Here is a 25,990-nt window from a genome sequence, read left to right on the forward strand (position 1 = left end):
CTCAGCGCTTTTCGTATTCGTCGTGACGCCGCCACCAGATGCCGGTCTCGTTGCGCCCCTTCGGTGCGCGGTCGAGCCACTGGTACATGCCCCACAGGCCGTCCAGTCCTCGCGCGTAGGTGGAGTACGTGTGGTACACGTCGCCGTCCTCGAGCACGAACGCGCTGAGTCCTGGCCGATCGCGCGCGTAGGTGGACGGGTCTGTCCCGCAGGTCGCCGCGAACTGCGCGACAGGCTCGGGCGCCGGCACCGCGTCCATCGCGTGACGCCCACGCTGATAGTTGTATTCGACGCTGCCCTCGCGCTGCTGCTCCTCGGTGAACGAGATGTTGAAGTCGAAGTTGAAGTCGCTGCCCGCCGAGGAAGCCCACGGGAACGTCCACCCCATGCGCCGCTTGTATTCCTGCAGCTTCGCGAGCGGCGCCCGCGATATCGCCATCAGCCTGACATCGTGATTGGCGAGATGCACCGCAAAACCGTCGAACCCGTCCGCAATCGACGAACACGACGGGCAACCCGCCTTGTAGTCCGGCCCGAACATGAAGTGATAGACGAGAAGCTGCGAGCGTCCCGCAAACAGATCGGCGAGCGACGCACTGCCCCCTTCGGTCTCGAACCGGTATGTCTTGTCGACGCGAACCCACGGCAATTCCTGACGCCGCCGCGCCAGTTCGTCGCTGCGGCGCGTCAACTCCTTTTCCGCCTTGAGCAGGTCGAGGCGCGCCGCCAGCCATTGCTCGCGGGTGCCGGTGGTATGGGTTGTGGTCATGGCTCTCTCTCCGTTCGGTTTTCTGTCGTCGCTCGATCGTTTCGACACGACGTACTGGTTTGCGGTCGTGCTAGATTAGTACCTGGCTTTCCGACGGTGGGAGTGACAAGTGTGGCGCGATTTCCATGAAGACCGACCCGCTCATTCAGGCTGCGGCGCAGGCGCTCGCGGCCGGTGATCCGCTTAACGCATTGAAGCGCGTCGCGTTGCGCGACGACGCGCCGGCGCTGGCGCTGCGCGGCATCGCGATGGCACAACTCGGCGATCTGGTGCGGGCGAAGGCGCTCGTGCGAAGCGCGGCCCGCGCGTTTGGCGCGAAGCAGGCGGTGGCCCGCGCGCGCTGCGTGATTGCCGAAGCGGAGATAGCGCTGGCATCGCGCGATCTTGCGTGGCGCGCCAAGGCGCTCGCCGACGCGCGCGCGACCTTGGCAGCCCACGGCGACCGCATCAACGCGGCGCACGCCAGTTATCTGGAAGTGCGGCGGCTCGTGCTGATCGGCCAGATCGACGAAGCGGAGCGCATGCTCGACACACTCGATCCCGCGCCGTTGCCGCCCGCGTTAAGAGCCGCGCATGAGCTTGTCGTGGCGAGCGTCGCGCTGCGGCGTTTGCAAACCGCCGCGGCCCGTGTTGCATTTGCCCGGGCGCGGCATGCCGCGCATGAAGCGCGCATTCCCGCGCTGATTGCCGAAGTGGAAAACGCGTCACATGTGTTGCAACTGCCGGCCGCGCGCCTGATAGCAGGTGCAGACAAGCGCCTCTTGCTGCTTGACGAAGTCGAAGGTGTGCTCGCGTCGGACGCGCTCGTGGTCGACGCATGCCGCCACGTCGTGCAGAATGCCGCGACGGCAGTCTCGCTGACGCGGCGTCCAATATTGTTCAACCTCGCGTACCATCTTGCCGAAGCGTGGCCTGCCGACGTGCCGCGCGACGCGCTAATCGCGCGTGCCTTTAAAACACGCCACGCCGACGACTCGCATCGCGCCCGCCTGCGCGTCGAAATGGGCCGGCTGCGCACGGTGCTTGCCGGGTTAGCCGATATCAACGCAACGCGCCACGGCTTTGCGTTGGCGCCCCGTCGCGGGCATGCGGTGGTGCTGCTCGCGCGACCCGTCGACGAAGCTTATGCAGCCATGCTCGCGCTGCTTGCCGATGGAGAGTCGTGGTCGAGCTCGGCACTCGCGCTTGCACTCGGCGCCAGCCAGCGCACCGTGCAGCGCACGCTCGATTCGCTCGCGGCCGCGGGCAAGGCACAGTCTTTCGGTCAAGGACGCGCGCGCCGCTGGATGGCTCCGCCCGCCTCGGGATTCGCGACAACGTTGTTACTCCCCACGCCGGTCACGCTCAATTAGGATGACCACATGAACCGATCGAACGCCACCATCATCCGTGAATACGGTCCCTTTCCGGACGTCCAGCAAGTGGGCGGGGTCACGTATGACGGCCAGCACGTCTGGATTGCGGCCGGCAAGACACTCAACGCAATCGATCCCGCCAGCGGTCAAACGCTGCGCAGCATCGAGGTGGCCGCCGACGCGGGCACGGCCTTCGACGGCCGGCATCTCTACCAGATCGCCGAGGGCCGCATCCACAAGATCGACCCCGCCAGCGGCCGCGTGCTGTCGACCATCCCCGCGCCCGGCGGCACTGGCGCTTCAGGACTTGCGTGGGCCGAGGGTTCGCTGTGGGTCGGCGAGTATCGCGAGCGCAAGATCCACCAGGTCGATCCCGAGACCGGCGCAGTGCTCTCCACCATCCAGTCCAATCGCTTCGTGACGGGCGTGACGTGGGTCGACGGAGAACTCTGGCACGGTACCTGGGAAGACGACGCGAGCGAGCTGCGGCACGTCGATCCGCGCACTGGCGAAGTGCTGGAAAGCCTTGAGATGCCGGCCGGCGTGGGCGTGTCCGGCCTCGAATCGGACGGCGCCGAGCAGTTCTTTTGCGGCGGCGGCAATAGCGCCAAGGTGCGCGCCGTGCGTCGTCCGCAACGCGCTACCGGCGAAGTCTGATAAGCGTCACCCGGCTCACATCGCACCCCCCACATCGCACACCCGCCTGCCTCGCACAGTGTCCTCACCCAGGCTGGCGCGCCTCGCGACGCACTGCCTGCGGGGGGAGCCCGAACCCGCGTACAAACGCCTCACGTAGATGCCGCCGGTCGCGAAAGCCCGTTTCTTTCGCGATGACGTCGAGCGAATGCCGGCTCTGTTCGACCATCAGGCGCGCGGCTTCGAGGCGCAAACTCTCGACAGCACGCGCCGGCGATTGCCCTGTTTCCAGCGTGAAAACGCGGCTGAACTGACGCGGACTGAGATTCACCTTCTCCGCAAGTTCATCTACTGTAAGCGGGCGGCTCAGGTTCTCGCGTGCGTAGGTCAGCGCGCGCTGAATGCGGTCGGACTTCGGCGCGAGGTTGAGCATTTCCGAATGCTGCGACTGTCCGCCCGAGCGCCGCTGGTGCATAACGAGCTTGTGCGCCACCGAGCGCGCCACCTCCGCGCCGTGATCTTTTTCGACCATCGCGAGCGCCATGTCGAGCCCGGCGGTCATGCCGGCCGATGTCCACATGGGGCCGTCGACAATATAGATGCGGTCGTCTTCCACACGGACGTCCGCAAAGCGCTTTTGCATTTCGCGCGCATAGGCCCAATGCGTGGTGGCACGGCGCTGTGACAGCAAACCAGCCCCGGCAACCACGAAACCGCCCGTGCAGATGCCACCGATACGCCGCGCACGCGGCCCCATTCTGCGCAGAAACGCAAGCACATCTTCAGGCGGCGGCGATGCCAACGGATCGTTGACGCCCGCCACAATCCACGTGTCGATCTGGCGGCGCGCGCTTACCGGCCGCGTGCTAATGCTCATGCCGAGCGACGAACGCACCTCGCCGCCCGACATCGAAAAATTTTCTACGTGGTAAAACGGCTCGCCCAGTACCAGGTTCGCATATTCGAAAACAGACTGGGTGGAAATGGCCATCACCTGAAAGCCGTCGCTCAGCAAATATCCAATGCGATGCATGCCGTTTTTTCCTTATGTCTGAAAACATGACGATATATGTCATTTGCGACATCGTCAAAACCGAACAGAATGGTGTCACGCCATCACAACGTATTGCAAAGGAGCGACACCATGACTGAAGCACACAAGGGCACCGCGCTGATCACGGGCGCGTCGTCCGGCATCGGCGCGATCTATGCGGACCGTCTCGCGAAGCAGGGCTACGACCTGATTCTGGTTGCCCGCAACCGCGAGCGCCTTGCGGCGCTGTCGAGCCGCATCACGAACGCAACGCGTCGCAGCGTCGAAATACTGGACGCCGATCTGAACGACAAAGCCGGACTTGCCGCCGTCGAAGCGAAGCTCAAGCAGGACGCGAGCATCACGCTGCTCGTCAACAACGCCGGCGTGGGCACGCATACGCCTCTTCTTGGCAGCGACGTCGACGCGATGCAGCGCATGATCGACCTCAACGTAAGCGCGTTGACGCGGCTCACTTATGCGGCGGTGCCGGGCTTTGTCGCGCGCGGCAAGGGAGCGTTGATCAACATTGCGTCCATTGTCGCGATTGCGCCGGAAATCCTGAACGGCGTGTATGGCGGCAGCAAGGCGTTCGTGCTGGCCTTCAGCCAGTCGCTGCATCATGAACTGGCCGATAAGGGCGTTCAGGTGCAGGCCGTTCTGCCGGGCGCGACCGCAACCGAGTTCTGGCAGACCGGCGGCCTGCCGCTGGAAAATCTCGACAAGTCGATCGTGATGTCCGCCGACGACATGGTGGACGCCGCGCTGGTGGGCTTCGAGCGGCGTGAGCTGGTCACGATTCCGTCGCTGCATGCGCTCGAGAAGTGGGACGACTACGAGGCGGCGCGCCGCGCGATGTCAACGCTGCTGTCGACCAATACGCCGGCGCCGCGCTATCGGGCGGCTTGATCTGATCTGACGCACAGAGCGTTGGAAAGGCTGCAAACCGCGGAAATTAGCCGGGCCGTGGCAACGCAAGTTGCCTACGGTCCGGCTTTCGGCGGTTGGTGGCGGTCGGCAGCGGTTGCTTGCGCTTGCTCGTGCTTGCTCGTGCTTGTTAGTGCTTGTTAGTGCTTGTTAGTGCTTGTTAGTCCTTGCTTCGCGAATCTCCACACTCCATGCCGCAAAAGCGAAACCGCACTGCACGCTCAGGCATGCCGATGACCGTGCTCGCCGCCGCTCATCGACTGCGGCTCGTCATATTCCTGAGAGATGTCCTTGTTCGTGTAGTCGCCCAGACGCGAAGCGGCAATCACGCTCAGCACGCCGCAAAGGAATACATAGAAGGCAATGGCGTAGCCCGTGTGATAGTAAGCAAACAGCGCCGTCGCGATCAGCGGCGCAGGGCCGCCCGCGATCACCGACGCAAGCTGATAGCCAAGCGATGCGCCGCTGTAGCGCAGCCGCCCCGTGAACGACTCGGCAATCAACGCGGCTTGCGGGCCGTACATCATCGAGTGCGGCACCAGCGAGAGCACGATGGCGACGAAAATCCACGTGGGATTGCGCGTGTCGACCATCGCAAAGTAGAGGAAGCCAAAGAGGCCCGCCGCCGCCGCGCCTATGATGTACATGCGGCGTCGCCCGATGAGATCGGACACATGGCCGAACAGCGGAATCGTGCCGAATTCCAGCACCGAGGCGGCCAGCACGGCCGTCAACAGCAGATCGCGGGAAACACCGAGCGTCGTCACGCCGTAAGTGAAAACAAACGCCGTGAAAATATAGAACGGCGCCTGTTCCGCCATGCGTGCGACGGCCGAAAGAAGAATGTCTTTCGGCTGACGGCGGATCACTTCCAGCATCGGCGTCTTTTCGATTTTGCGCTCCGCCAGAAGCTTCGCGAAAATAGGCGTCTCGAGAATGTTCAGTCGAATATAAAGGCCGATTCCGACCAGCACGATGCTCAGGAAGAACGGCACGCGCCAGCCCCATGTGAGGAACGCGTCGCCGGAAATGGCGCTCATGGCCAGCACCGCGAGGTTGGCGAGGAACAGCCCGGCGGGCACACCGAACTGCGGCCACGACGCAACGAAGCCGCGGTGCGCGTTGGTGCGGGCCCATTCCATCGACATCAGCACCGAGCCACCCCACTCGCCTCCCACGCCAACGCCCTGAACGAAGCGCAATAACGTGAGTATCACCGCGCCCCAGATTCCAATGGACGCATAAGTCGGAATAAAAGCCACGGCGAACGTGGCGAACCCCATCAGCAGCAGCGTGACGATGAGCGTGGCTTTGCGACCGATACGGTCGCCGTAGTGCCCAAAAATAGCCGCGCCTACCGGCCTCGCGATGAAGCCGACCGCGTAGATCAGAAACGCCTGGAGTGTGCCGACGAGCGGATCGGACTGCGGAAAGTACAGCTTCGCAAAGACCAGACCCGTTACCGTGCTGTAGAGAAAGAAGTCATACCATTCGATCGTGGTGCCGATCGTGCTGGCGATAACGGCGCGGCGCAACTGGCGCCGCGCGTCCTCTTCGGAGAGGGGCAGCGCCCCTGGTTGCGTGGCAGTCATTTGGCATCCCCCGGGTGAATGCGCGACATCTTCTATTGACATGTTGCACCGGTCGAGGTTCCGGCGACACCACCTGAACGCGCATCGGGCAACGTGGAGCGAAGCCGCTCTGGCGCGCGAAAACGTCAGACGTATTGGGGCCCAAACCCAGAGCGCGGGCCCAAAGCTCGCGCTGAAAGCGCAGGCCCAGAGCGCGGCCCCGCCGTTGGCCGCAGCCGCCATCGGCGCATCCTACGCGCCACACTCGATCACCGCATCGCCCGTTGATCCATCTCAACTGCCAGTCAATCAAAGCGCCCAGTAGTTCTTCAGGACTATCGCCACGCGCAACGGCGTAGTTCCAATGCCGCGCGTGCCACCCCCACTCGGTGGATATTCAGCCGCAGCGCACATGCAGACAATGATGCTCAGTCATTCAAAGGGGCATCACGTCATGAACGCTCTGCCAAACCCGATTTTCGACGCGTGGCCGCTGCAGGACGCCGCGGTGCTGATGCTGTGCATTTCCGTGGCGGTGTGGATGGCCGGCCTCGCGATCGACCTGCGCCAGCGCAACGCACTGCTCCGATCCCGCAGGTCCGCGCGGATCGACCACCCAACTGGAGAATTGCAATGAACTCCCGGCCCATAACAGCGCGGCCTGGTCGCACACTCGCGATCTGGTCTCCCGAAGACAAGGCTTTCTGGGAACGCGAAGGCGAAGCGATTGCCAGGCTCAACCTGTGGATCTCGGTCCCGGCGTTGTTTCTCGCATTCGCAATCTGGCAGGTGTGGAGCGTCGTGGCGGTGAATCTGCCGACGCTCGGCTTCCGCTATTCGACGAACCAGTTGTTCTGGCTCGCGGCGGCGCCCGCGCTGAGCGGCGCGACCCTGCGCATCTTCTATTCGTTCATGGTGCCGCTTGTCGGCGGCCGCCGCTGGACAGCTATCTCGACTGCCTCGCTACTGATTCCCGCCATCGGCATCGGTTTCGCGGTGCAAGACAACACCACGACCTATCCGACGATGCTCGCGCTCGCGTTGCTGTGCGGCCTGGGCGGCGGCAACTTCAGTTCGAGCATGGCCAACATCAGCTTCTTCTTTCCGAAGGAGCGCAAGGGTTCCGCGCTCGGCGTGAATGCGGGACTCGGCAACCTCGGCGTTTCGGTCGTTCAGTTCCTGAGCCCGCTCGTCGTGACAGCAGGCATTTTCGGCATCTTTGCCGGCGAGCCTCAAAGCGTCGTCAAAGCCGGGCAGACCACGCTCGTGTGGACGCAGAATGCGGCCTTCATCTGGGTGCCGTGGATTGCGTTGGCGTCGCTCGCCGCATGGTTCGGCATGAACGATCTCGCGGAAGCCAAGGCATCGTTCGCCGAGCAGGCAGTGATCTTCCGGCGCAAGCACAACTGGCTGATGTGCGTGCTTTACCTCGGCACCTTCGGCTCGTTTATCGGCTATGCCGCGGGCTTCCCGCTGCTCATCAAGAGCCAGTTTCCCGCGGTCAATCCGCTCGCTTACGCCTGGCTGGGGCCGCTCGTCGGCGCCGCGGTGCGGCCGTTCGGCGGATGGCTCGCGGACAAGCTGGGCGGCGCGCGCGTCACGCTCTGGAATTTCGTGGTCATGGCATGTGCCGTGGGCGGCGTGCTGACGTTCCTGCCCAACGGTTCTTCGGCGGGCAGCTTCGGCGGCTTCTTCGCGTGCTTTCTCGTGCTGTTCCTGACGACAGGCATCGGCAACGGCTCGACCTTCCGCATGATCCCGGTGATCTTTCTCAACTCGAAGCTGCGCGAAGTCAACCCGTCCGACCGCGAAGCCGTGCAGCGCGCAACCAGGGAAGGCAACACCGAAGCCGCGGCCACGCTGGGCTTTTCCGCGGCAATGGCGGCCTACGGCGGCTTCTTCATTCCCAAGAGCTACGGCAGCTCCATTGCCCTCACCGGCGGCCCGCAAGCCGCGCTGTACGTGTTCATTGCCTTCTATCTCGTGTGCATCGCCGTGACGTGGTGGCACTACGCCCGCCGCAACGCACCCATGCCCTGTTGAAACCGGAGCCCGTTCCATGAGCCATTTTCTCGACCGACTGACCCACTTCGCGCTCCCCAAAGAGCAATTCGCGGACGGTCACGGCGTAACCACAGGCGAAGACCGCACGTGGGAAGACACCTACCGGAATCGCTGGGCCCACGACAAGATCGTGCGCAGCACGCACGGCGTGAACTGCACCGGCTCCTGTTCATGGAAGATCTACGTCAAGGGCGGCATCGTCACGTGGGAAACCCAGCAGACCGACTATCCACGCACCCGTTGGGACATGCCCAATCATGAACCGCGCGGCTGCGCGCGCGGCGCCTCGTACTCGTGGTACCTGTACAGCGCGAACCGCGTGAAATACCCGATGGTGCGGGCACGCCTGCTCGAACGCTGGCGCGCGGCCCTGCAGGCACACCGCGACCCGGTCGCGGCGTGGGCGTCGATCGTCGAAAATCCCGAAGCGAGGCGCGACTATCAGCAAGTGCGCGGCATGGGCGGCTTCGTGCGCAGCAGCTGGGACGAAGTGAACCGGATCGTCGCCGCGGCCAACGTCTACACGATCAAGACGCATGGCCCGGACCGCGTGATCGGCTTTTCGCCGATTCCTGCCATGAGCATGGTCAGCTACGCGGCGGGCAGCCGCTACCTGAGCCTGCTCGGCGGCGTCTGCATGAGTTTCTACGACTGGTATTGCGATCTGCCGCCGGCCAGTCCGCAAATCTGGGGCGAACAGACCGACGTGCCGGAATCGGCCGATTGGTACAACTCCTCGTACATCATTGCGTGGGGCAGCAATGTGCCGCAAACGCGCACGCCGGACGCGCACTTTTTCACAGAAGTCCGCTACAAGGGCACCAAAACCGTCGCGGTCACGCCGGACTATAGCGAAGTCGCGAAGCTGTCCGACCTGTGGCTGCATCCGCGCCAGGGCACCGACGCGGCCCTCGCGATGGCAATGGGCCACGTCGCGCTCAACGAGTTCTACTTCAGAAAGCGCAGCGAATACTTCGACGGTTACGCGCGACGCTACACCGACCTGCCCATGCTCGTGATGCTCAAGACGCACACGTTGCCGGACGGGCAGCAGACGCTGGTGCCGGACCGTTATCTGCGCGCGAGCGACTTTAACGGCAAGCTCGGTCAATCGAACAATGCGGAGTGGAAGACGGTGGCGTTCGATACGGACGGCCACGCTGTGCTGCCGAACGGATCGATCGGTTTTCGCTGGCATGCCAATGCGGACGAAGACGCGGGCAAATGGAACCTGGAAGAAAAGGAAGCCCGTCACGGCGAGGCCGTCACGCTCAAGCTCTCCGTGCTCGAAGACGGCGCGCAGCCGCATGAAATCGTCGATGTCGCATTGCCCTACTTCGGCGGTGTTCATTCGCCGCAATTTCCCGCCAACGAACTGCAAGGCGAGATCAATCATGTGAAAGCACCGGCGGTGCGCTTGCGCCTCGGCAAGGAAGGCGACGCGCGCGAGGTGCTGGTGGCCACCGTGTTCGATCTTCAGGCGGCGCAGTACGGCATCGACCGGGGCCTCGGCAGCGGCGCGGCCAGTTACGACGACAATGCCGCCTACACGCCCGCGTGGGCCGAGTCGATTACCGGCGTGCCGCGCGATCAGATAATCACCGTGGCGCGCGAGTTTGCCGCCAACGCGGACAAGACGCATGGCAAGTCCATGGTGATTATCGGCGCGGCAATGAACCACTGGTATCACGCCGACATGAACTATCGCGGCGTGATCAATCTGTTGATGATGTGCGGCTGCATCGGCCAGAGCGGCGGCGGCTGGGCTCACTACGTGGGCCAGGAAAAGCTGCGTCCGCAAACCGGCTGGACGGCGCTCGCCTTCGCGCTCGACTGGATTCGTCCGCCGCGGCAGATGAACGGCACGAGCTTCTTCTACGCGCACACGGACCAATGGCGTTACGAGAAGCTGAACATGGAGGAAATCGCTTCGCCGCTCGCGGACAAGCGCGTGTACGGCGGCAGCATGATCGACTACAACGTGCGTGCCGAACGCATGGGCTGGCTGCCTAGCGCGCCCCAGTTGAAGACCAATCCGCTCCAGCTCGCAAAGCAGGCGGCAGCACAAGGAATGGAAGCGAAAGACTACGTCGTGCAAGGTCTTGCCGACGGCAGCCTGCAGATGAGTTGCGAAGACCCCGACGCACCGCAAAACTGGCCGCGCAATATGTTCGTGTGGCGTTCTAACCTGCTCGGCTCCTCGGGCAAAGGCCACGAGTACTTCTGCAAGCATCTGCTGGGCACCGAAAACGGCGTGCAAGGCAAGGATCTGGGCAACGACGACGCGCGCCCCGTTGAAGTGAAATGGCACGACGAAGCGCCGCAGGGCAAGCTCGACCTGCTCGTCACGCTGGATTTCCGCATGAGCACGACCTGCCTGTATTCGGACATCGTCCTGCCGACCGCCAGTTGGTACGAGAAGAACGACCTCAATACCAGCGACATGCATCCGTTTATCCATCCGCTCTCGGCAGCGGTCGATCCGGTGTGGCAGGCGCGTTCCGACTGGGAAATCTACAAGGGCTTCGCCAAAGCGTTCAGCGAAGTGTGCGTGGGCCACCTCGGCGTAGAGCGCGATGTCGTGCTCACTCCGCTCATGCACGACTCTCCGGCGGAACTCGCTCAGCCGTTCGAAGTGAAGGAGTGGAAGAAGGGCGAATGCGATCTCGTTCCCGGCAAGACGGCGCCGCAGATCGCCGTGGTGGAGCGCGACTACCCGAATCTCTTCAAGCGTTTCACCGCGCTCGGCCCGTTGATGAACAACGTCGGCAATGGCGGCAAGGGCATCGCGTGGAAAACGGAAACCGAGGTGACGCAACTCGGCCAGCTGAACGGCCTGACCGAAGACGACGGCCCCACCAAGGGCATGCCGCGCATCGTCACGGACATCGACGCCTGCGAAGTGATCCTCCAGCTCGCGCCCGAAACCAACGGCCACGTAGCGGTAAAAGCGTGGGAAGCGCTTTCCAAAGCCACGGGCCGCGACCACAAGCACCTCGCGCTTTACCGCGAGGACGAAAAGATCCGCTACCGCGACGTGCAGGCGCAACCGCGCAAGATCATCAGCTCGCCGACGTGGAGCGGCATCGAAAGCGAGACCGTCAGCTATAACGCCGGCTATACCAACGTCCACGAATTGATTCCGTGGCGCACGCTCACTGGGCGCCAGCAGTTCTATCAGGACCATCCGTGGATGATTGCGTTCGGCGAGGGCTTTTCGACCTACCGTCCGCCAGTCAATCTGAAGGCAACGGGCGGCGTGCATAACATCAAGCCCAACGGTCACCAGGAAATCGTCCTCAACTTCATTACGCCGCATCAGAAGTGGGGCATTCACAGCACGTACAGCGACAACCTGTTGATGCTCACGCTGAACCGCGGCGGGCCGGTGGTGTGGCTAAGCGAAGACGACGCGAAGCGCGCCGGTATCGAAGACAACGACTGGGTCGAGCTTTTCAACATCAACGGGGCGATTGCGGCGCGCGCGGTGGTCAGCCAGCGGGTCAACTCGGGCATGGTGCTCATGTACCACGCGCAGGAAAAAATCATCAACACGCCGGGTTCGGAGATTACCGGCGTGCGCGGCGGCATTCACAACTCGGTTACGCGGATCGTGCTCAAGCCCACGCACATGATCGGCGGCTATGCGCAACTGAGCTACGGGTTCAACTACTACGGGACCATCGGCACCAACCGCGACGAGTTCGTCGTGGTGCGCAAGATGAAGAACATCGACTGGCTGGACACGCCACGCGGCGACGAGTTCTCTCGCGCCTATCAGACACAGGGCGAGAACCCCTGATACATCGCCGGTCTCAAGGAGCCAAATCATGAAAATACGCGCACAGATCGGCATGGTGCTGAACCTGGACAAGTGCATCGGCTGTCATACCTGCAGCGTGACCTGCAAGAACGTCTGGACGAGCCGTCCCGGCGTGGAATACGCCTGGTTCAACAATGTCGAAACGAAGCCCGGCATCGGTTACCCCAAGGAATGGGAGAACCAGGACAAATGGAACGGCGGCTGGGTGCGCCACGCCGACGGCTCCATTGCGCCGCGCCAGGGCGCGAAGTGGAAGCTGCTCATGCGCATCTTCGCGAACCCGAACCTGCCGCAGATCGACGACTATTACGAGCCCTTCACGTTCGACTACGACCACCTGCAAAGCGCGCCGGAAATGAAAGCGGCCCCGACGGCCCGGCCACGCAGCCTGATTACCGGCCAGCGCATGGAAAAGATCGTGTGGGGACCGAACTGGGAAGAAATTCTCGGCGGCGAATTCAGCAAGCGCAGCAAGGACCGCAACTTCGACGAGATCCAGAAGGACATTTACGGGCAGTTCGAGAATACCTTCATGATGTACCTGCCGCGCCTGTGCGAGCACTGCCTGAATCCGGCATGTGTCGCGTCGTGCCCGTCCGGCTCGATCTACAAGCGCGAGGAAGACGGCATCGTGCTGATCGATCAGGACAAGTGCCGCGGTTGGCGCATGTGCGTGAGCGGCTGCCCGTACAAGAAGATCTACTACAACTGGAAGAGCGGCAAGGCGGAGAAATGCATCTTCTGCTATCCGCGCATCGAGGCGGGACAGCCCACCGTGTGCTCAGAAACATGTGTGGGGCGCATCCGCTATCTGGGCGTGCTGCTGTATGACGCGGATCGTATCGAACAGGCGGCGAGCGTCGAGCACGACAAGGACCTGTACGAAGCACAGCTCGGCATCTTTCTCGACCCCCATGATCCGCAGGTAATCGAGCAGGCCCGCAAGGATGGTATTGCGGAGAACTGGCTGGATGCGGCGCGCGCGAGCCCCATCTACAAGATGGCGATGGACTGGAAGGTCGCGTTGCCGCTGCATCCGGAATACCGCACGCTGCCTATGGTCTGGTACGTGCCGCCGCTTTCGCCGATTACGGCCGCCGCCAATGCGGGCCACATCAGCGCAAACGGTGAGATTCCGGATGTGAACCAGTTGCGCATTCCGGTCAGATATCTGGCCAACCTGCTCACCGCAGGCGATACCAAACCGGTTGTGCGCGCACTCGAACGGATGCTTGCAATGCGCGCCTGGCAGCGTGGCAAGCATGTCGACGGTTGGGAAAACCACGCGGCCCTGCACCAGGTGGGGCTGGGCGTCGAGCAGGTGGAAGACATGTACCGCACGATGGCCATCGCCAATTACGAGGACCGCTTCGTGATTCCGACGACGCACCGCGAGTACGCGGAGAACGCTTTCAACGTACGCGGTGGTTGCGGGTTCAGTTTCGGCAACGGCTGTTCCGACGGCACCACGCATACGAGTCTGTTCGGCAGTGACAAGAAGCGCACGATTCCCATCAAGGTCGAGGTTTGAGCGATGTCCACCCATACCGATTCCCCCGCTTCGCTCGCCACGACACTGCGTGTGCTGGCGCATCTGCTGGACTATCCCGATGCGGCGCTGCGCGCGCATCTGCCCGCCATGCGCGCGGCATTGCGTGCGCAGCGCACGTTGAGCGAGCAACGACTTACTGAAATCGACGCGTTGTTCGGTCAGCTCCTCGACGCTGATGGCCTCCATGCCGAGGCGTCGTATGTCGACCTTTTCGATCGCGGACGCGGCACCGCCTTGCACCTGTTCGAGCACGTCCACGGCGATTCGCGCGACCGCGGTCCGGCGATGATCGACCTGATCCGGACTTACGAAGAAGCGGGTCTTTACCTGTCGTCGCACGAACTGCCGGACCATCTGACCGTGGTGCTGGAATATGCGTCCACGCAACCGCCCGCAGCAGCCGCTGATTTTCTGCGCGAGATCGCGCATATTCTGCGCAACGTGTTTAGCGCATTGACGAGGCGTGAGAGCGCCTACGCAAGCGTGCTCGCGGCGCTGCTCGAACTTGCTGGCGAACCGACAAAGCTGGTCGAGGTTCCCGCCGAGCCGGCGCTCGACGAAACGTGGCGCGAACCAGCCGCTTTCGGCGGCTGCTCATCGGAGGGGCAACGCAGCGCAGGCGCAGTGCAGCCGGTGCATATCGTCAGACCGTCACGCCAGCCGCTACCGGTACAACCCGGCCAGCAGGGTCAGTTTGTTCAATCCGCGCATGGAGCGTCCACATGAACATTACCGCGCACACGTTTTTCTTCAGCGTCTATCCGTACATTTGCCTCGTCGTGTTTCTGATGGGCTGCCTCGCGCGCTTCGATCGCGACCAGTACACGTGGAAAAGCGATTCGTCGCAACTTCTGCGCGCCGGGCAATTGCGCTGGGGCAGCAACCTTTTTCACGTGGGCATTCTGTTCCTGCTGTTCGGGCATACGGTGGGGCTGCTGACCCCGCATTTCATCTATGCGCCGTTTATCAGCGCGCAGCACAAGCAACTGCTCGCCATCGTCTCCGGTGGTACAGCCGGTGCGATCTGCTTTGCCGGTCTGACGCTGCTGCTTCACCGGCGCATGTTCGATCCGCGCATCCGTCTCACGAGCCGCCGCACGGACCTGGCCATTCTCGTGATTCTGTGGGTGCAGTTGTGCCTCGGGCTCGTCACGCTGCCCTATTCGTTCGCTGATCGGGCTGACGCGCACACCATGCTTGCACTCGCCGACTGGGCGCAAGGCATCGTCACGTTCCGGCCCGACGCCAGCGGACTCCTGAGCGTGGAATGGCCGTTCAAAGTGCATATCGTGCTCGGCATGACGGTGTTTCTGCTGTTCCCGTTCACGCGGCTCGTGCACGTATGGAGCGGCTTTGCATCGGTCGGCTATCTGTTGCGCCCGTATCAGGTGGTGCGCTCGCGCCGCCTGAACGTGCCGGCGAGTCATCAACAATCGCGTCGCAGAATCTGACGCGCAGGAGAATCGGCCATGCAAGACAATCTATGCGACGTTGCAACCGTCAACGGAACTGCGCTGTACAGAGAAGGCGAAACGCTATCCGCCGAAGCGCTGCGGCAGCGCGCGTGCATTGAACTGCTGCGTCAGTCGGCCATCGAAGAAGGCTTGCTCGATGCGCACGACCCCGCCCCCGTCGACGGCGCTATCAGCGTCGCTGCGTCCGCGGCCATCGACACGTTGCTCGCGCGCGCCCTGCAATTGCCCGAGCCGACGGAAGACGCCTGCCGCCGATACCACGCCGCGCACACCAGCCGCTTTGCCGTGGGCGAGCGGGTGCGCGCGCGTCACGTGCTGTTTGCCGTCACGCCCGGCCTGGATATCGGCGCCCTGCGCAAACGTGCCGAGTCGTGCCTGCTGGAACTGCGCTGCGAAGAGGCCACCACGGGCGACCGCTTCGCCCGCGTCGCGCGCGACATGTCGAACTGTCCGAGCGGCGCCGACGGCGGCGATCTGGGATGGCTGCGCACAGACGAATGCGCGCCCGAGTTCGCGAAGGAACTGTTCGGCCGGCCGGACATCGGCGTCCTGCCGCATCTCGTGCATAGCCGCTTCGGCCTGCACGTGGTCGAGGTGATGGAGCGCGATCCCGGTATCGTGCCCGAGTTCGATACCGTTCGCGAAGCGGTCGCGCAGGCGCTTCGCCAGCAGGCGTTTGCGACCGCGCTGCGCCAATACATCAGCGTGCTTGTGGGCCGCGCCGATATGACGGGTGTGCAGATGGATGGTGCGGCCTCGCCACTTGTGCAGTAGCCTTGCAGCTTTTCATCTGGCTCGAGGAGCGGCATGTCCTTGACTGATCTTTATCCGGCGCTGAAAGTGACTCACGTGTCACTCGTCAGCGTGAGCGGTGCGCTTTTTGCCGTGCGTGGCGCGAGTGTGCTGACGGGGCGCGTCTGGCCGATGCATAAGCACTGGCGCATTCTCAGCGCCGCGGTCGACACGCTGCTGCTCGCCGCCGGCGTCACCCTGTGGTTCATGCTGCGCCTGAACCCGGCGCGCGACGCATGGCTCGGCGTGAAGCTTTTGCTGCTTGTGCTCTACATAGCGGCCGGCTCGCTCGCCATGAGGCCTTCGCCGAACCTGGCTCTGCGCGCCGCCGCTTATGGATGCGCGATTGGCCTGTATCTTTTCATTGCGTCGATTGCTGTCATGCACAACCCGCTAGGTGTGCTGGCACGCTTCTTCTGAGCGGCGCAATACGCCTCGCATTGATCTGGATCAGTGGGTCCCGGACCTGCGGCCGGTAAATATATCGACTGACATTTCCGCGCGCGCGACCTCGCGCACGCAGTCCAGAGCGATGCAGAGACCCCCATGCGCAGATTCCACACACTGGCCGCGAAGCTAGGCATTATCGGCGGCACGCTGCTTTTGGCGGCGTTCGCTTCGATCGGCTATACGCTGTGGGCAAGCTGGCAGCTCGAGGGCGGCGCAGCGGCTGTCAACGAAGCGGGCCGCATGCGCATGCAAACCTGGCGGCTCGCTCAAACGCTCGCGCGTAGCGACGCGCTCACAGCGAAAGCCCAGCTCGGCCAGTTCGATCAGAGCGTTGCCCTGTTGCGCGACGGCGATCCCGCACGGCCCCTGCTGGTGCCGCGCGATGTACGTTCGAGCGCGGCCTTTGCGGATGTGCAACGCGAGTGGCAAACCATCCGCACGGCCTGGACCGCCACTCCCGCGCCGGACCCGACGCTGGCCGCGCAACAGGCTCAGCGCTTCGTCGAACACATCGACATACTGGTTTCGGCCATCGAAGTGCGCCTGTCCAATCTGACCACCATCCTCAACCTCCTGCAGGTGCTGATGGTCGGCCTGACCATCGCAAGCGCGGTCACGCTCCTGTATTCGGCGTATCTATTTGTGTTCAATCCGCTCGAGCGGCTGCGCTCGGGCCTCGCTCGCGTGCGCGAAGGCGACCTGTCGGCACGGATCGCGGTGGAGTCGAGCGACGAGTTCGGCGCGCTCTCGGAGGGCTTCAACCGCATGGCGGAAACGTTGCAGGAGCTCTACCAGAACCTCGAAGTCAAGGTGGAGGAAAAGACCTTGCGGCTCGCGGCCCAGCATGCGCGCCTGACCACGCTGTACGAAGCGAGCGCCTTTGCCGCTCACGCGTCGACGCTGGAAGAACTGGCCGACGGCTTCGCGAAGCAGGTTAGACGCGTTGCGAAAGCCGATGCATCGGCGATCCGCTGGTCCGACGAAGCGAATCTGCGCTACCTGCTGCTGGCGTCCGATGGTTTGCCGCGCCATATGGCCGACCGGGAACAGTGCATTCCAACTGGCGACTGTCATTGCGGGCAACCGCTGGCGCAGGCGGACACCCGCGTCATACCGATCCGGGTAGACGGCGAAGGCATGCCGCGCGATTGTGGACAAGCGGGTTTCACGGACATGGTGAGCGTGCCTGTACAGCTTCAGGACCGCATGATCGGCGAAATGGACCTGTTCTACCGTGCCCCCACAGCGCTCACCAGCGAAGACCGCACGCTGCTGGAGACAATGGCGAGCCATCTGGCCGTTGCGATCGAAGGGCTGCGCGCCGGCGCTCTGGAACGTGAGGCCGCGGTTGCCGCGGAGCGCAGCCTGATAGCCCGCGAGATTCACGACTCGATTGCGCAGAGCCTCGCCTTCATGAAGATTCAAACCGGTCTGTTGCGCAGCGCGTTGAAGAATTCGGACGCAACGCGCACGGAACAGACGGTCGGCGAACTGGAGGCCGGCATTCACGAAAGCCTGTCCGACGTCCGCGAATTGCTGATGCACTTCCGTACCCGCACCAACGCCGAGGACATTACCGCCGCGCTGCAAACCACCTTGCAGAAGTTCGAGCACCAGACGGGCCTCACCACGCATCTGTCCATAGAAGGTCATGGCGTACCCTTGCCCGCCGACGTGCAGGTGCAGGTTCTACACGTCGTGCAAGAAGCGCTTTCCAACGTCCGCAAGCATGCACAGGCGCGCGAAGTGTGGGTGGACGTGCAGCAGACCCCGCAGTGGCGCGTGGAAGTGCGTGACGACGGCTGCGGCTTTGCAGTGGAAGGCGCCGCGCACGACGAAACCCATGTGGGTTTGCGCATCATGCATGAGAGAGCCGAGCGTATCGACGCGGACGTGGAGATTGCTTCCGTGCCCGGCTCGGGCACCTGCATCGTGCTGACGCTACCTGAACCGAGGAGACTGGCGGCATGACCGAACAGAAACAGATTCGTGTGCTGGTCGTTGACGACCATACGCTATTGAGGCGCGGCGTGATTGCGCTGCTCACGGCCGACCCGCGCTTCGTCGTGGTGGCCGAAGCCGGCGACGCCGGCGAAGCGTATCGGCGCGCTGCAGAAACGCAGCCCGACATCATTCTTCTCGACAATCACCTGCCAGGGGTGAAGGGTGTCGACGCGCTAGCAGGGCTCAAGGAAGCCGCGCCACAGGCACGCGTGTTGATGCTCACGGTCAGCGAGGATGCGAACGATCTTGCTGCAGCGTTGCGCGGCGGCGCACGTGGTTATCTGCTGAAGACCGTGGACAGCGACGCAATGACCACCGCCATCGTCCGAACGATGGCAGGCGAATCGGCAATCAGCCCCGAAATGACCGGCAAGCTGGTGAGCGCGTTTAATGCGCTGCAAAACGGCGTCAAAGCGGACGAAGGCCGTCCCGAGCAGAATCCGATGCGTGATCTGTCGGTACGCGAGGCCGAGATTCTCGCGCATATCTCACAGGGCAGAACCAACAAGGAAATAGCACGCGCGCTGAATATCGCAGAAGCGACGGTGAAGATTCATGTGCAGCACATTCTGCGCAAGCTGAAGCTGAGTTCGCGTGTGCAGGCGGCAGCGTATGCGGTTGCGCACGCTGCGTGATGGCAGCGGCGAGAGGCGTGTGCCGATTGCTGCTCGTTGCACGGAAGGGCGCGCAGTTGCCGTTCCGTCTCGCGGCGACTAAAGCCGATCCTTCCCGTCACCTGCCACTGCCACCGCCACCGCGTCGCAACAAGCGTTGCGACGCGCTATCGCTCAGCCCGCGACTTCCGCCAACTTATCGAGCGATGCGACCTCCCCTTCGTTCGCCAGCAGCGCGCGCTTACGCACGTAGCGCATGATGCTCGTCGCGCCATAACGGGAACCGCCCATGCCCGACTTCTTGAACGCCGTCTTCTCGCCATCGAACATCATCACGCGCGGCAACTCTGTGTCGTTGATGCTCACGCCGCCCGCTTCCATCTTCGTCGCGAAATCGCCGGCCGTGTGCGTGTCGGGGCCGAAGACCGCGCCGCTCAGACCGAACATCGAATCGTTCATGAGCCGCTCTGCTTCGGTCTCGTCACTGAAGCGCATGACCGGCACGACCGGACCGAAAGTTTCCTCGGTCATCAGCGTCATGGTGTGATCGACGTTGGTCACGATCGTCGGGTCTATCCACACGGCGCCGTTCACCTTTTCGCTCTTACCGCCCAGCACGATCGACGCGCCCTTGCCGAGTGCGTCGTCCAGTTGTGCGTCGATGATGTCCGCCTGCTTCCCGAAGATCATCGGGCCGTAGTGACCGCCGTCGCCGGCCGCATGGCTGCGTTTGAGCGCCGCGGCCTGCACGCACAGTTCGCGGACCAGCGCGTCGTACAGCGATTCATGTGCATAGACACGCTCGATCGCATAGCAGACTTGTCCCGAGTTATACAGCGCACTGCGCAGGATACTGGTCGCCGCGCGCCGCACGTCGGAACCGGCCAGCACCACTGCCGCGTCTTTGCCGCCGAGTTCCAGATAGGCAGGAATGAACGCTGCTGCGGCCGCTGCGGCGATTTTCTGCCCGGTCGGCACGCTGCCCGTAAAAACGACGGCGTCGGATTGTGCGACGAGTGCCGCGCCCGTTGCCGCGCCGCCCGTCACGAGCGTGATGATGTCAGCGAGCGCGGGCACTGCCGCAATGGTCCGGCGCAGCGGCTCGATGAAGCGCGGCGTGACCTCGCTCGGTTTGACGATGACCGCGGCCCCCGCAACTAGCGCCGGAATGGCGTCGATGAACGACAGCACCAGCGGGAAATTCCACGGGCTGATGACGCCCACGACCGGATACGGCGCGTAGGTCACCTTGAACACGACATCGGGATGCGCGTCCAGCTTGCGGAACGGCGTGGCGAGCACGGTCGGCGCATGCTCGCAGAATCCGTGGATGAAGTGAATCACGGCACCCAGTTCTTCCGCCGAGATGCGATGGCGCGCCGTATCGACCGAGAGCGCCTCGACCACTTGCGCACCGTTTTTTTCCAGTTCATCGGCCCAGGCGAGCAGCGCCTTGATGCGATATTCGAGGCCGCCTTGCGCCCAGGCACGTTGTGCCTCACGAGCGGCCGACACGGCAGCGCCGATGCGCGCTTCGTCCATGTCGTCAATTTGGTAGTCAAGCTCGCCGGTGCGAGGGTTTCGAACTGCGATGAACGTCATCGTGTTTCCTTACGTTGCGTGGTTTTGCCCGCGTGAGCGGGTCATTCGGGCATCGCATGCCGTGCTTCAGATGCGCGACATGTCTGACGATGACCGATGCTAGCAACGCAATAACACGGCGAACACCGTGCCTCGGGCGATCCGGCCGAATTCCTAAATTAAAGTGCGTGACGCAAAGGGAGCGTGAGAGTCGGCTGTGTCCGTCGTGCTTGCAGGCGCGGGCGCGATCGGACTTGCGAGACGGCGTGCGTCTTTCGGTGCAAAGCCGAAGTAATCGCGAAACGCCGCAGTAAAGCTCGTCTGATGCTGATAGCCCACCGCGAACGCTACCTGTCCTACCGGTTGCCGCTCGCCGACGAGCAGATGCAGCGCGTGATTCATGCGGCAGCGATGACCGTAATCGAATATGGTCATGCCGTAGAGAAACTTGAAACCGCGCTTGAGTTTCGACGCGTTCGTGCCCACGATACGGGCCAGTTCCGGAATGGTCGGCGCGTGCCGCAAGTCTTCCACAATCATCTCGCGCGCCTTCTCGATCAGCCGCAGATCGCGCGCGGACAGCGTCTCGCCGGGCTTGTCCGCGTTCAGATGCGCGAGCCACATTTCGATGCATGCGCACAGAATCTCGGTGCACTTGCCTTCGAGATACAGCATGTGACGTGCGCCCCGATACGGCGACGCAAGCAGCTGCTCTGCGATATGCAATGCTTCGACACTGAACGGCATCTGACGGTTGTAGATCTGGTCGAAACCGATGGCCGCAAGCTCAGCGCGGATGCGGTCCGCTTCGCCGCCGAGCGAGCGCAGCAGCCGGTCGAAGTAACGCTGCGTCACATACAGTCCGACGGACTGCCACGGACCCGGCCCACACGTGACCTGGTAGCGCACGTCCGCGCCCTGGCGGCATACCAGCAGATTCGGTGCGTTCACCTGCAGATTGCCGGTGTCGGAAAAGTCGACGCTCGCCGGACCCGACAGCGAAAAGTGAAATTCGACGAACGACTCGGGCAACACGCTCTCCGAGCGGCTATGCGCGTAGTTGCAATCCGACACAACGATGAAAATTTCGTCCCGGATGCTTGCCATGCGCCACACGCCCTCTTCCGCGTTGCCCGGCACCGGCACCACCGCGCCATACAGGCCAAAATCAGGCACGCTGATGCAGTCGGGCCGCGTGCGCAATGCGTCGAACGCTTCCGTGAGTCGCGATTGCGGTCCCGCAAGCGAGGTGCGAAACAGACCGGCAGGCGTTCCTGAGGACATCGACATATCAGACTCCAGAAGCAGATAACGGACACAGGTGTTGCGCGATCAGCCATACCGCAGACCGGCCTATTATTGCGCCTCCAAAAATACTCCGCTCCTGGTGCGTTCCCCACCCGGCATGCGCAATGCAGGCTGGCTCATCCGAAAGATCGTTTTGCCTAGATCGACGTCCCGATCGCCCAGGCTCCGCGCCAATTGGCGCAGGTATAAGTAGGCCACGCGCGGCAACAGCCGCGCCATGCTCTTATCGATGAGACCTGCCCTACCATGAGACATTATCTTTCCCGGCTGCGCGCACGCGGTGAACTGCTGACCGTGTCGCGCGAAGTCGATCCGCGCTATGAAGCCGCCGCGGTTGCGCGTCGTTTGCAGCAGGAAACGACGCGGCCCGTGCTGTTCGAGAATGTGCGCGGCAGCCGTTTGCCGGTTCTGCTGAACCTGTACACCGACCACGACCGCCTGCGCGAAATCATCCGCTGCGAAAAAGACGAGACGTTCTGCGCCCGCCTTACACGAGAGATTTCGCTCGCCGCCCAACTCGAAACGCCGGTCGAACGCGTCGCGCCGCCCGCCGACTGGATCACCGGCAAGCTGTCCGATCTGCCTATCCTCACCCACCACGAACGCGACGGCGGGCCGTACATCACGGCCGGCGTGTTTCTCGCGAAAGATCCGGATAGCGGGCGCAGCAACCTTTCGTTTCATCGCTCGATGGTGGTGGCCGACGACGAACTTCGCATTCGCCTCGGCAGCAGTCACGACCTCGCGCAGTTCCAGTTGCGAGCCGAAGCGCGCGGTGAAGCCCTTGAAGCCGTGATCCTGCTAGGCGCCGATCCCGAGATCTTCATGAGCGCGTGCGTGTCACTGCCGCCCGACGCCGACGAACTCGCGCTTGCCGCCACCATGCGCGGCGGCCCGCTTGCGGTGCGTCCCGCCTTCACGGTCGATCTCGACGTGCCGGTGTCGGCGGAGATCGTCATCGAAGGACGCATTCTGCCGAACGTGAAGCGCCCCGAAGGCCCGTTTGGCGAATTCATGGGCTACTACGTCGAGGTCGGCGACAACCACGTGTTCGAAGTCACGCACGTGGGCTGGCGCGAAGGCGCCGTGTATCAAGGCTTGATCTGCGGCTCCGACGAAGACTTGCGTCCGCTCGAAGCCGCCACCGCCGCCCGCATCTACAAGGCGATTGCCGGTCAGGTGCGCGGCGTGCTCGACGTGAGCTGCCGCCCGACCGTGATGAACACTGTCATCAAGCTCGACAAGCAATACGAAGGACACGCGCAGCACGCGTTGCTCGCCGCGCTCGGTTCGCATCTCGACTACAACAAGCTCGTGATAGTCGTGGACAAGGACATCGACATCTACAACATGGACGAAGTGATCTGGGCGTTTCTCACGCGCGGCCGCGCGGATACACGCACGATGGTGCTGCACGACGTGCCAGGCTTCTATCGCGATCCGCACAACGACCATTGGGGCAGGCTCGCCCTCGATGCAACGAAGCCGTGGGGACGCGAAGCCGAATTCGAGCGCAAGTCGATCCCGGGCGTGAAGGACATCGTGCTCGGCGACTACCTGCCGCACCTGTCGCGGACCACGCCATGAACGCGCCCCTCACCGCTTTCGCTCGCGAGGCAGACGAGCGGCCACGGCGCATCGTCGTTGCGATAACAGGGGCGACCGGCGCGATCTACGGCGTGCGGCTTTTGTATGCGCTGCGTGCGAGCGGCGCGACCACGCATCTGGTCGTCTCGCGGGCCGGCTGGATGACGCTCGCCGACGAGACCGGCTTGGAGCGCGCGGCGCTGCGCGAAGCCGCCGACGTCTGTCACGATCAGAACGAAGTGGGCGCCAGCATTGCAAGCGGGTCGTTCCAGCATGACGGCATGGTGATTGCGCCCTGCTCGATGAAAACGCTGGGCGCCGTGGCGCACGGTTTCGACGACAACCTCGTCGCGCGCGCGGCGAGCGTTACGCTCAAGGAGCGGCGCAAGCTCGTGCTGCTCGCCCGCGAAACGCCGCTAACGCTGGCCCATTTGCGCAACATGACGCTCGCAACGGAGATGGGCGCGCTCGTCATGCCGCCCCTGCCGGCGTTCTATGCAAAACCGGACAGCATCGAGGCGCTCGTCGATTACACCGTCATGCGCGTGCTCGATCAGCTCGGCATCGACCCGGATCGACCGTACCCGAGGTGGCAAGGACTCGCGGCATCGCTCGTGTCGCGCTGATACATGTGCCGCGCCGGAGTCGGTGCGCCTCTCACGGTTCCTTCATTTTCGCTGCGCGCAAACGACAATGCCCGGAACACAGTTCCGGGCATTTGCTCATGGGCTTGCCGGGTTCGCTATGCCCGCGCAACGGCCGTCGCGCTCTTTCTACCGCTGCCGGCGCGCTTCTTGCGCGACGCCATGGAAAGCAGCGTAACCAGCACGAAGAGCGCGGTGACGAGCTTGAGATCGGAAGGCTGAAAGCCGATCGCGAGCACGACCGAAATCAGCTGGAAGTAGATGATCGAGCCGAGGATTGGCGCGAGCACCTGGCGCAGCATCGAGCGGTTGCCGATCACGGCTTCGCCGAGCAGCAGCGCCGCGAGACCGTTGACGAGCACGCCGAAGCCCATGTTCACGTCTGCAAATCCCTGATTCTGCGCGAGCATCGCGCCGCCGAGCGCCGCGAACAGATTCGCGAGTCCGAGGCCGACCAGCGTGTACACCTTCACGTTGATACCTTGCGCCTTCGCCATCGAAGGACTCGAACCGATTGCCCGCATGGCGAGACCATGTTGCGTGCCGAGGAACCACAGGACACCCACGCCGATGATCGCATCTATCACCGAAAGCAGCACAATGCGCGGCAGATAGCCGCCGCCCGCGTCCGGCAGCCACGAGAACACACTCGAATACGCAAAGAGCGCCGAATTGGGTTGGCCCATTACGCGGATATTGACCGAATACAGCATCGACAGAACCAGAATGCCGCACAGCAGCGTGTTGATTTTCGCCTTTTCGTGGATATAACCTGTCAGCACGCCCGCTGCAAAACCGGCCAGCGCACCGCCGAGCAGCGCCATCACCGGATTGAAGCCAACCATCATCAGCTTGGCGCACACGCACGCGCCAAACGGAAACGCGCCTTCGCCCGTCATGTCCGAAAAGTTGAGGATGCGGAACGGGATCATGATCGCCACGGCGATCAACGCGTACGTCAGCCCCTGCATCATGCCGACCGGCACGAGGCCGATAAAACCATTGATCAGATTCATGCGTTCACCGTGCGTGCCAGTGCTGGCTCTTCGTTGAAGGTCGCCATGAGCTTGTCCATCGTCATGGCGAGTTTCGCGTCGCCCGTCAGGTCACCGACAATGCGTCCGTCGCGCATCATCACGAGGCGGTTGCCGTAGTCCAGCGCGTGCTGCATGTTGTGCGTGACCATTAGCGTCGTCAGGCCCGCTTCGCGCACCACCTGTTCGGTCACGCGCATCACGATGGCCGCCGTGCGCGGGTCGAGCGCGGCCGTGTGCTCGTCGAGCAACAGCAACTGCGGGCGCTGGAGCACCGCCATCAGCAGCGACAGCGCCTGCCTCTGTCCGCCGGACAGCAGCGACGCCTTTGCCTTCATACGCTTTTCCAGACCGAGGTCGAACGACGCCATGCGGTCGCGAAACGCCTCGCACTGCGCCTTCGTCAGGCCGCGCGCGAAGCCGCGCTTGAGCCCGCGCTGACTGGCCACCGCGAGGTTCTCCTCCAGACTCAGCGCCGCAGCAGTGCCGATAGAAGGGTCCTGAAACACGCGTGAGATGTATTTCGCGCGCTGATGCGTAGGCAACGTGGTGATCGCCTCACCGTCGATCGCAATGACGCCCGAGTCGGGTATCACTTCGCCGGCGAGCATGTTGAGAAACGTGGATTTGCCCGCGCCGTTGCCGCCCACGACGACGGCAAAGTCGCCGGCTTGCAGCTTGAGCGACACGTCGGTCAACGCAATCCGCTCATCGACGGTGCCCGGGTGGAAGGTCTTGCTGATCTGCTCCACCGAGAGCATCGGGATGTGT

The 25,990-nt window shown here is 63.3% G+C and carries 22 protein-coding genes; 15 read left to right on the top strand and 7 right to left on the bottom strand.

Going from position 1 to position 25,990, the window contains the following annotated elements; all coding sequences use genetic code 11:
- Nucleotide 1 precedes the first annotated feature (1 nt).
- The gene (locus F757_RS0132030) at nt 2-769 is read right to left on the bottom strand and encodes a DUF899 domain-containing protein (RefSeq protein ID WP_027214916.1); all 768 of its coding nucleotides are present in this window, start codon (nt 767-769) and stop codon (nt 2-4) included.
- 125 nt (nt 770-894) lie between these two features.
- Here F757_RS0132030 and F757_RS0132040 point away from each other — a divergent pair, with 125 nt between their 5' ends.
- Both F757_RS0132040 and F757_RS0132045 read left to right on the top strand, forming a co-directional pair.
- The gene (locus tag F757_RS0132040; RefSeq protein ID WP_027214917.1) at nt 895-2,121 is read left to right on the top strand and encodes a hypothetical protein; all 1,227 of its coding nucleotides are present in this window, start codon (nt 895-897) and stop codon (nt 2,119-2,121) included.
- 9 nt (nt 2,122-2,130) lie between these two features.
- Complete coding sequence (locus tag F757_RS0132045; protein WP_027214918.1) at nt 2,131-2,781, top strand: Vgb family protein; 651 nt, start codon at nt 2,131-2,133, stop codon at nt 2,779-2,781.
- A 64-nt stretch (nt 2,782-2,845) separates the two neighbouring features.
- Here F757_RS0132045 and F757_RS0132050 read toward each other — a convergent pair whose 3' ends face one another.
- Complete coding sequence (locus F757_RS0132050) at nt 2,846-3,793, bottom strand: GlxA family transcriptional regulator (RefSeq protein ID WP_027214919.1); 948 nt, start codon at nt 3,791-3,793, stop codon at nt 2,846-2,848.
- Nucleotides 3,794-3,904: 111 nt separating this feature from the next.
- On the opposite strand from F757_RS0132050, the gene F757_RS0132055 reads away from it, so the two are divergent.
- Entirely contained in the window at nt 3,905-4,702 is a 798-nt protein-coding gene (locus tag F757_RS0132055) for an SDR family NAD(P)-dependent oxidoreductase (protein ID WP_027214920.1), read from the top strand.
- A 239-nt stretch (nt 4,703-4,941) separates the two neighbouring features.
- Here the strand turns inward: F757_RS0132055 and F757_RS0132060 are convergent, their stop codons facing one another.
- Nucleotides 4,942-6,312: an MFS transporter gene (locus tag F757_RS0132060; protein ID WP_027214921.1), complete on the bottom strand. Its 1,371-nt coding sequence runs from the start codon at nt 6,310-6,312 to the stop codon at nt 4,942-4,944.
- 433 nt (nt 6,313-6,745) lie between these two features.
- Here F757_RS0132060 and F757_RS0132065 point away from each other — a divergent pair, with 433 nt between their 5' ends.
- The 10 genes from F757_RS0132065 to F757_RS0132110 all read left to right on the top strand — a co-directional run bounded on the left by F757_RS0132065 (nt 6,746) and on the right by F757_RS0132110 (nt 19,086).
- Nucleotides 6,746-6,928 (top strand): hypothetical protein, encoded by a 183-nt coding sequence (locus F757_RS0132065; protein ID WP_035467760.1) that lies wholly within the window; start codon nt 6,746-6,748, stop codon nt 6,926-6,928.
- The gene (locus tag F757_RS0132070; RefSeq protein ID WP_027214923.1) at nt 6,925-8,334 is read left to right on the top strand and encodes a NarK family nitrate/nitrite MFS transporter; all 1,410 of its coding nucleotides are present in this window, start codon (nt 6,925-6,927) and stop codon (nt 8,332-8,334) included. Before F757_RS0132065 ends, F757_RS0132070 begins: the two co-directional genes overlap by 4 nt.
- Nucleotides 8,335-8,350: 16 nt before the next feature.
- Entirely contained in the window at nt 8,351-12,157 is a 3,807-nt protein-coding gene (locus F757_RS0132075) for a nitrate reductase subunit alpha (RefSeq protein WP_027214924.1), read from the top strand.
- A gap of 28 nt (nt 12,158-12,185) precedes the next feature.
- Nucleotides 12,186-13,709 carry a nitrate reductase subunit beta gene (narH, locus tag F757_RS0132080; RefSeq protein WP_027214925.1) on the top strand — a complete coding sequence of 508 codons (1,524 nt, stop codon included), beginning with the start codon at nt 12,186-12,188 and terminating at the stop codon, nt 13,707-13,709.
- Nucleotides 13,710-13,712: 3 nt separating this feature from the next.
- Nucleotides 13,713-14,456, top strand: coding sequence for a nitrate reductase molybdenum cofactor assembly chaperone (narJ, locus tag F757_RS0132085; RefSeq protein WP_027214926.1), 744 nt, complete (start codon nt 13,713-13,715; stop codon nt 14,454-14,456).
- Entirely contained in the window at nt 14,453-15,181 is a 729-nt protein-coding gene (narI, locus tag F757_RS0132090; protein ID WP_027214927.1) for a respiratory nitrate reductase subunit gamma, read from the top strand. The genes narJ and narI overlap by 4 nt, the downstream gene beginning before the upstream one ends.
- Before the next feature lie 18 nt (nt 15,182-15,199).
- Nucleotides 15,200-15,979, top strand: a complete 780-nt coding sequence (locus F757_RS0132095) for a peptidylprolyl isomerase (protein WP_027214928.1) — start codon at nt 15,200-15,202, stop codon at nt 15,977-15,979.
- A gap of 33 nt (nt 15,980-16,012) precedes the next feature.
- Nucleotides 16,013-16,417, top strand: a complete 405-nt coding sequence (locus tag F757_RS0132100; RefSeq protein ID WP_027214929.1) for a SirB2 family protein — start codon at nt 16,013-16,015, stop codon at nt 16,415-16,417.
- Between the two features lie 126 nt (nt 16,418-16,543).
- Entirely contained in the window at nt 16,544-18,418 is a 1,875-nt protein-coding gene (locus F757_RS0132105) for a type IV pili methyl-accepting chemotaxis transducer N-terminal domain-containing protein (RefSeq protein WP_027214930.1), read from the top strand.
- Nucleotides 18,415-19,086 carry a response regulator gene (locus tag F757_RS0132110; RefSeq protein ID WP_027214931.1) on the top strand — a complete coding sequence of 224 codons (672 nt, stop codon included), beginning with the start codon at nt 18,415-18,417 and terminating at the stop codon, nt 19,084-19,086. Before F757_RS0132105 ends, F757_RS0132110 begins: the two co-directional genes overlap by 4 nt.
- A gap of 153 nt (nt 19,087-19,239) precedes the next feature.
- On the opposite strand, the gene F757_RS0132115 is transcribed toward F757_RS0132110, so the two are convergent.
- Both F757_RS0132115 and F757_RS34500 read right to left on the bottom strand, forming a co-directional pair.
- Entirely contained in the window at nt 19,240-20,667 is a 1,428-nt protein-coding gene (locus tag F757_RS0132115; RefSeq protein ID WP_027214932.1) for an aldehyde dehydrogenase family protein, read from the bottom strand.
- A gap of 153 nt (nt 20,668-20,820) precedes the next feature.
- Nucleotides 20,821-21,936, bottom strand: a complete 1,116-nt coding sequence (locus tag F757_RS34500) for a helix-turn-helix transcriptional regulator (RefSeq protein WP_051376911.1) — start codon at nt 21,934-21,936, stop codon at nt 20,821-20,823.
- A 264-nt stretch (nt 21,937-22,200) separates the two neighbouring features.
- On the opposite strand from F757_RS34500, the gene F757_RS0132130 reads away from it, so the two are divergent.
- Entirely contained in the window at nt 22,201-23,541 is a 1,341-nt protein-coding gene (locus F757_RS0132130; protein WP_027214933.1) for a UbiD family decarboxylase, read from the top strand.
- A complete protein-coding gene (locus tag F757_RS0132135; RefSeq protein WP_027214934.1) occupies nt 23,538-24,167 on the top strand; it encodes a UbiX family flavin prenyltransferase in 630 nt (209 codons plus the stop codon). The genes F757_RS0132130 and F757_RS0132135 overlap by 4 nt, the downstream gene beginning before the upstream one ends.
- A 116-nt stretch (nt 24,168-24,283) precedes the next feature.
- Here the strand turns inward: F757_RS0132135 and F757_RS0132140 are convergent, their stop codons facing one another.
- Nucleotides 24,284-25,201 (bottom strand): ABC transporter permease, encoded by a 918-nt coding sequence (locus F757_RS0132140; RefSeq protein WP_027214935.1) that lies wholly within the window; start codon nt 25,199-25,201, stop codon nt 24,284-24,286.
- Nucleotides 25,198-25,980, bottom strand: a complete 783-nt coding sequence (locus tag F757_RS0132145; protein WP_027214936.1) for an ATP-binding cassette domain-containing protein — start codon at nt 25,978-25,980, stop codon at nt 25,198-25,200. Before F757_RS0132145 ends, F757_RS0132140 begins: the two co-directional genes overlap by 4 nt.
- Nucleotides 25,981-25,990 lie beyond the last annotated feature (10 nt).

Origin of the sequence: Burkholderia sp. WSM2232 (assembly GCF_000472545.1) — a bacterium.
Lineage (GTDB): Bacteria > Pseudomonadota > Gammaproteobacteria > Burkholderiales > Burkholderiaceae > Paraburkholderia.

Coding starts and splice junctions, on each gene's coding strand:
- F757_RS0132050 (WP_027214919.1), bottom strand. CDS start 3,793: ATGCATCGCATTGGATATTTGCTGAGCGACGGCTTTCAGGTGATGGCC.
- F757_RS0132100 (WP_027214929.1), top strand. CDS start 16,013: ATGTCCTTGACTGATCTTTATCCGGCGCTGAAAGTGACTCACGTGTCA.
- F757_RS0132140 (WP_027214935.1), bottom strand. CDS start 25,201: ATGAATCTGATCAATGGTTTTATCGGCCTCGTGCCGGTCGGCATGATG.
- F757_RS0132105 (WP_027214930.1), top strand. CDS start 16,544: ATGCGCAGATTCCACACACTGGCCGCGAAGCTAGGCATTATCGGCGGC.
- F757_RS0132130 (WP_027214933.1), top strand. CDS start 22,201: ATGAGACATTATCTTTCCCGGCTGCGCGCACGCGGTGAACTGCTGACC.
- F757_RS0132135 (WP_027214934.1), top strand. CDS start 23,538: ATGAACGCGCCCCTCACCGCTTTCGCTCGCGAGGCAGACGAGCGGCCA.
- narI (WP_027214927.1), top strand. CDS start 14,453: ATGAACATTACCGCGCACACGTTTTTCTTCAGCGTCTATCCGTACATT.
- F757_RS0132030 (WP_027214916.1), bottom strand. CDS start 769: ATGACCACAACCCATACCACCGGCACCCGCGAGCAATGGCTGGCGGCG.
- narJ (WP_027214926.1), top strand. CDS start 13,713: ATGTCCACCCATACCGATTCCCCCGCTTCGCTCGCCACGACACTGCGT.
- narH (WP_027214925.1), top strand. CDS start 12,186: ATGAAAATACGCGCACAGATCGGCATGGTGCTGAACCTGGACAAGTGC.
- F757_RS0132060 (WP_027214921.1), bottom strand. CDS start 6,312: ATGACTGCCACGCAACCAGGGGCGCTGCCCCTCTCCGAAGAGGACGCG.
- F757_RS0132115 (WP_027214932.1), bottom strand. CDS start 20,667: ATGACGTTCATCGCAGTTCGAAACCCTCGCACCGGCGAGCTTGACTAC.
- F757_RS0132075 (WP_027214924.1), top strand. CDS start 8,351: ATGAGCCATTTTCTCGACCGACTGACCCACTTCGCGCTCCCCAAAGAG.
- F757_RS0132070 (WP_027214923.1), top strand. CDS start 6,925: ATGAACTCCCGGCCCATAACAGCGCGGCCTGGTCGCACACTCGCGATC.
- F757_RS0132065 (WP_035467760.1), top strand. CDS start 6,746: ATGAACGCTCTGCCAAACCCGATTTTCGACGCGTGGCCGCTGCAGGAC.
- F757_RS0132145 (WP_027214936.1), bottom strand. CDS start 25,980: ATGCTCTCGGTGGAGCAGATCAGCAAGACCTTCCACCCGGGCACCGTC.
- F757_RS0132045 (WP_027214918.1), top strand. CDS start 2,131: ATGAACCGATCGAACGCCACCATCATCCGTGAATACGGTCCCTTTCCG.
- F757_RS0132095 (WP_027214928.1), top strand. CDS start 15,200: ATGCAAGACAATCTATGCGACGTTGCAACCGTCAACGGAACTGCGCTG.
- F757_RS0132040 (WP_027214917.1), top strand. CDS start 895: ATGAAGACCGACCCGCTCATTCAGGCTGCGGCGCAGGCGCTCGCGGCC.
- F757_RS34500 (WP_051376911.1), bottom strand. CDS start 21,936: ATGTCGATGTCCTCAGGAACGCCTGCCGGTCTGTTTCGCACCTCGCTT.
- F757_RS0132055 (WP_027214920.1), top strand. CDS start 3,905: ATGACTGAAGCACACAAGGGCACCGCGCTGATCACGGGCGCGTCGTCC.
- F757_RS0132110 (WP_027214931.1), top strand. CDS start 18,415: ATGACCGAACAGAAACAGATTCGTGTGCTGGTCGTTGACGACCATACG.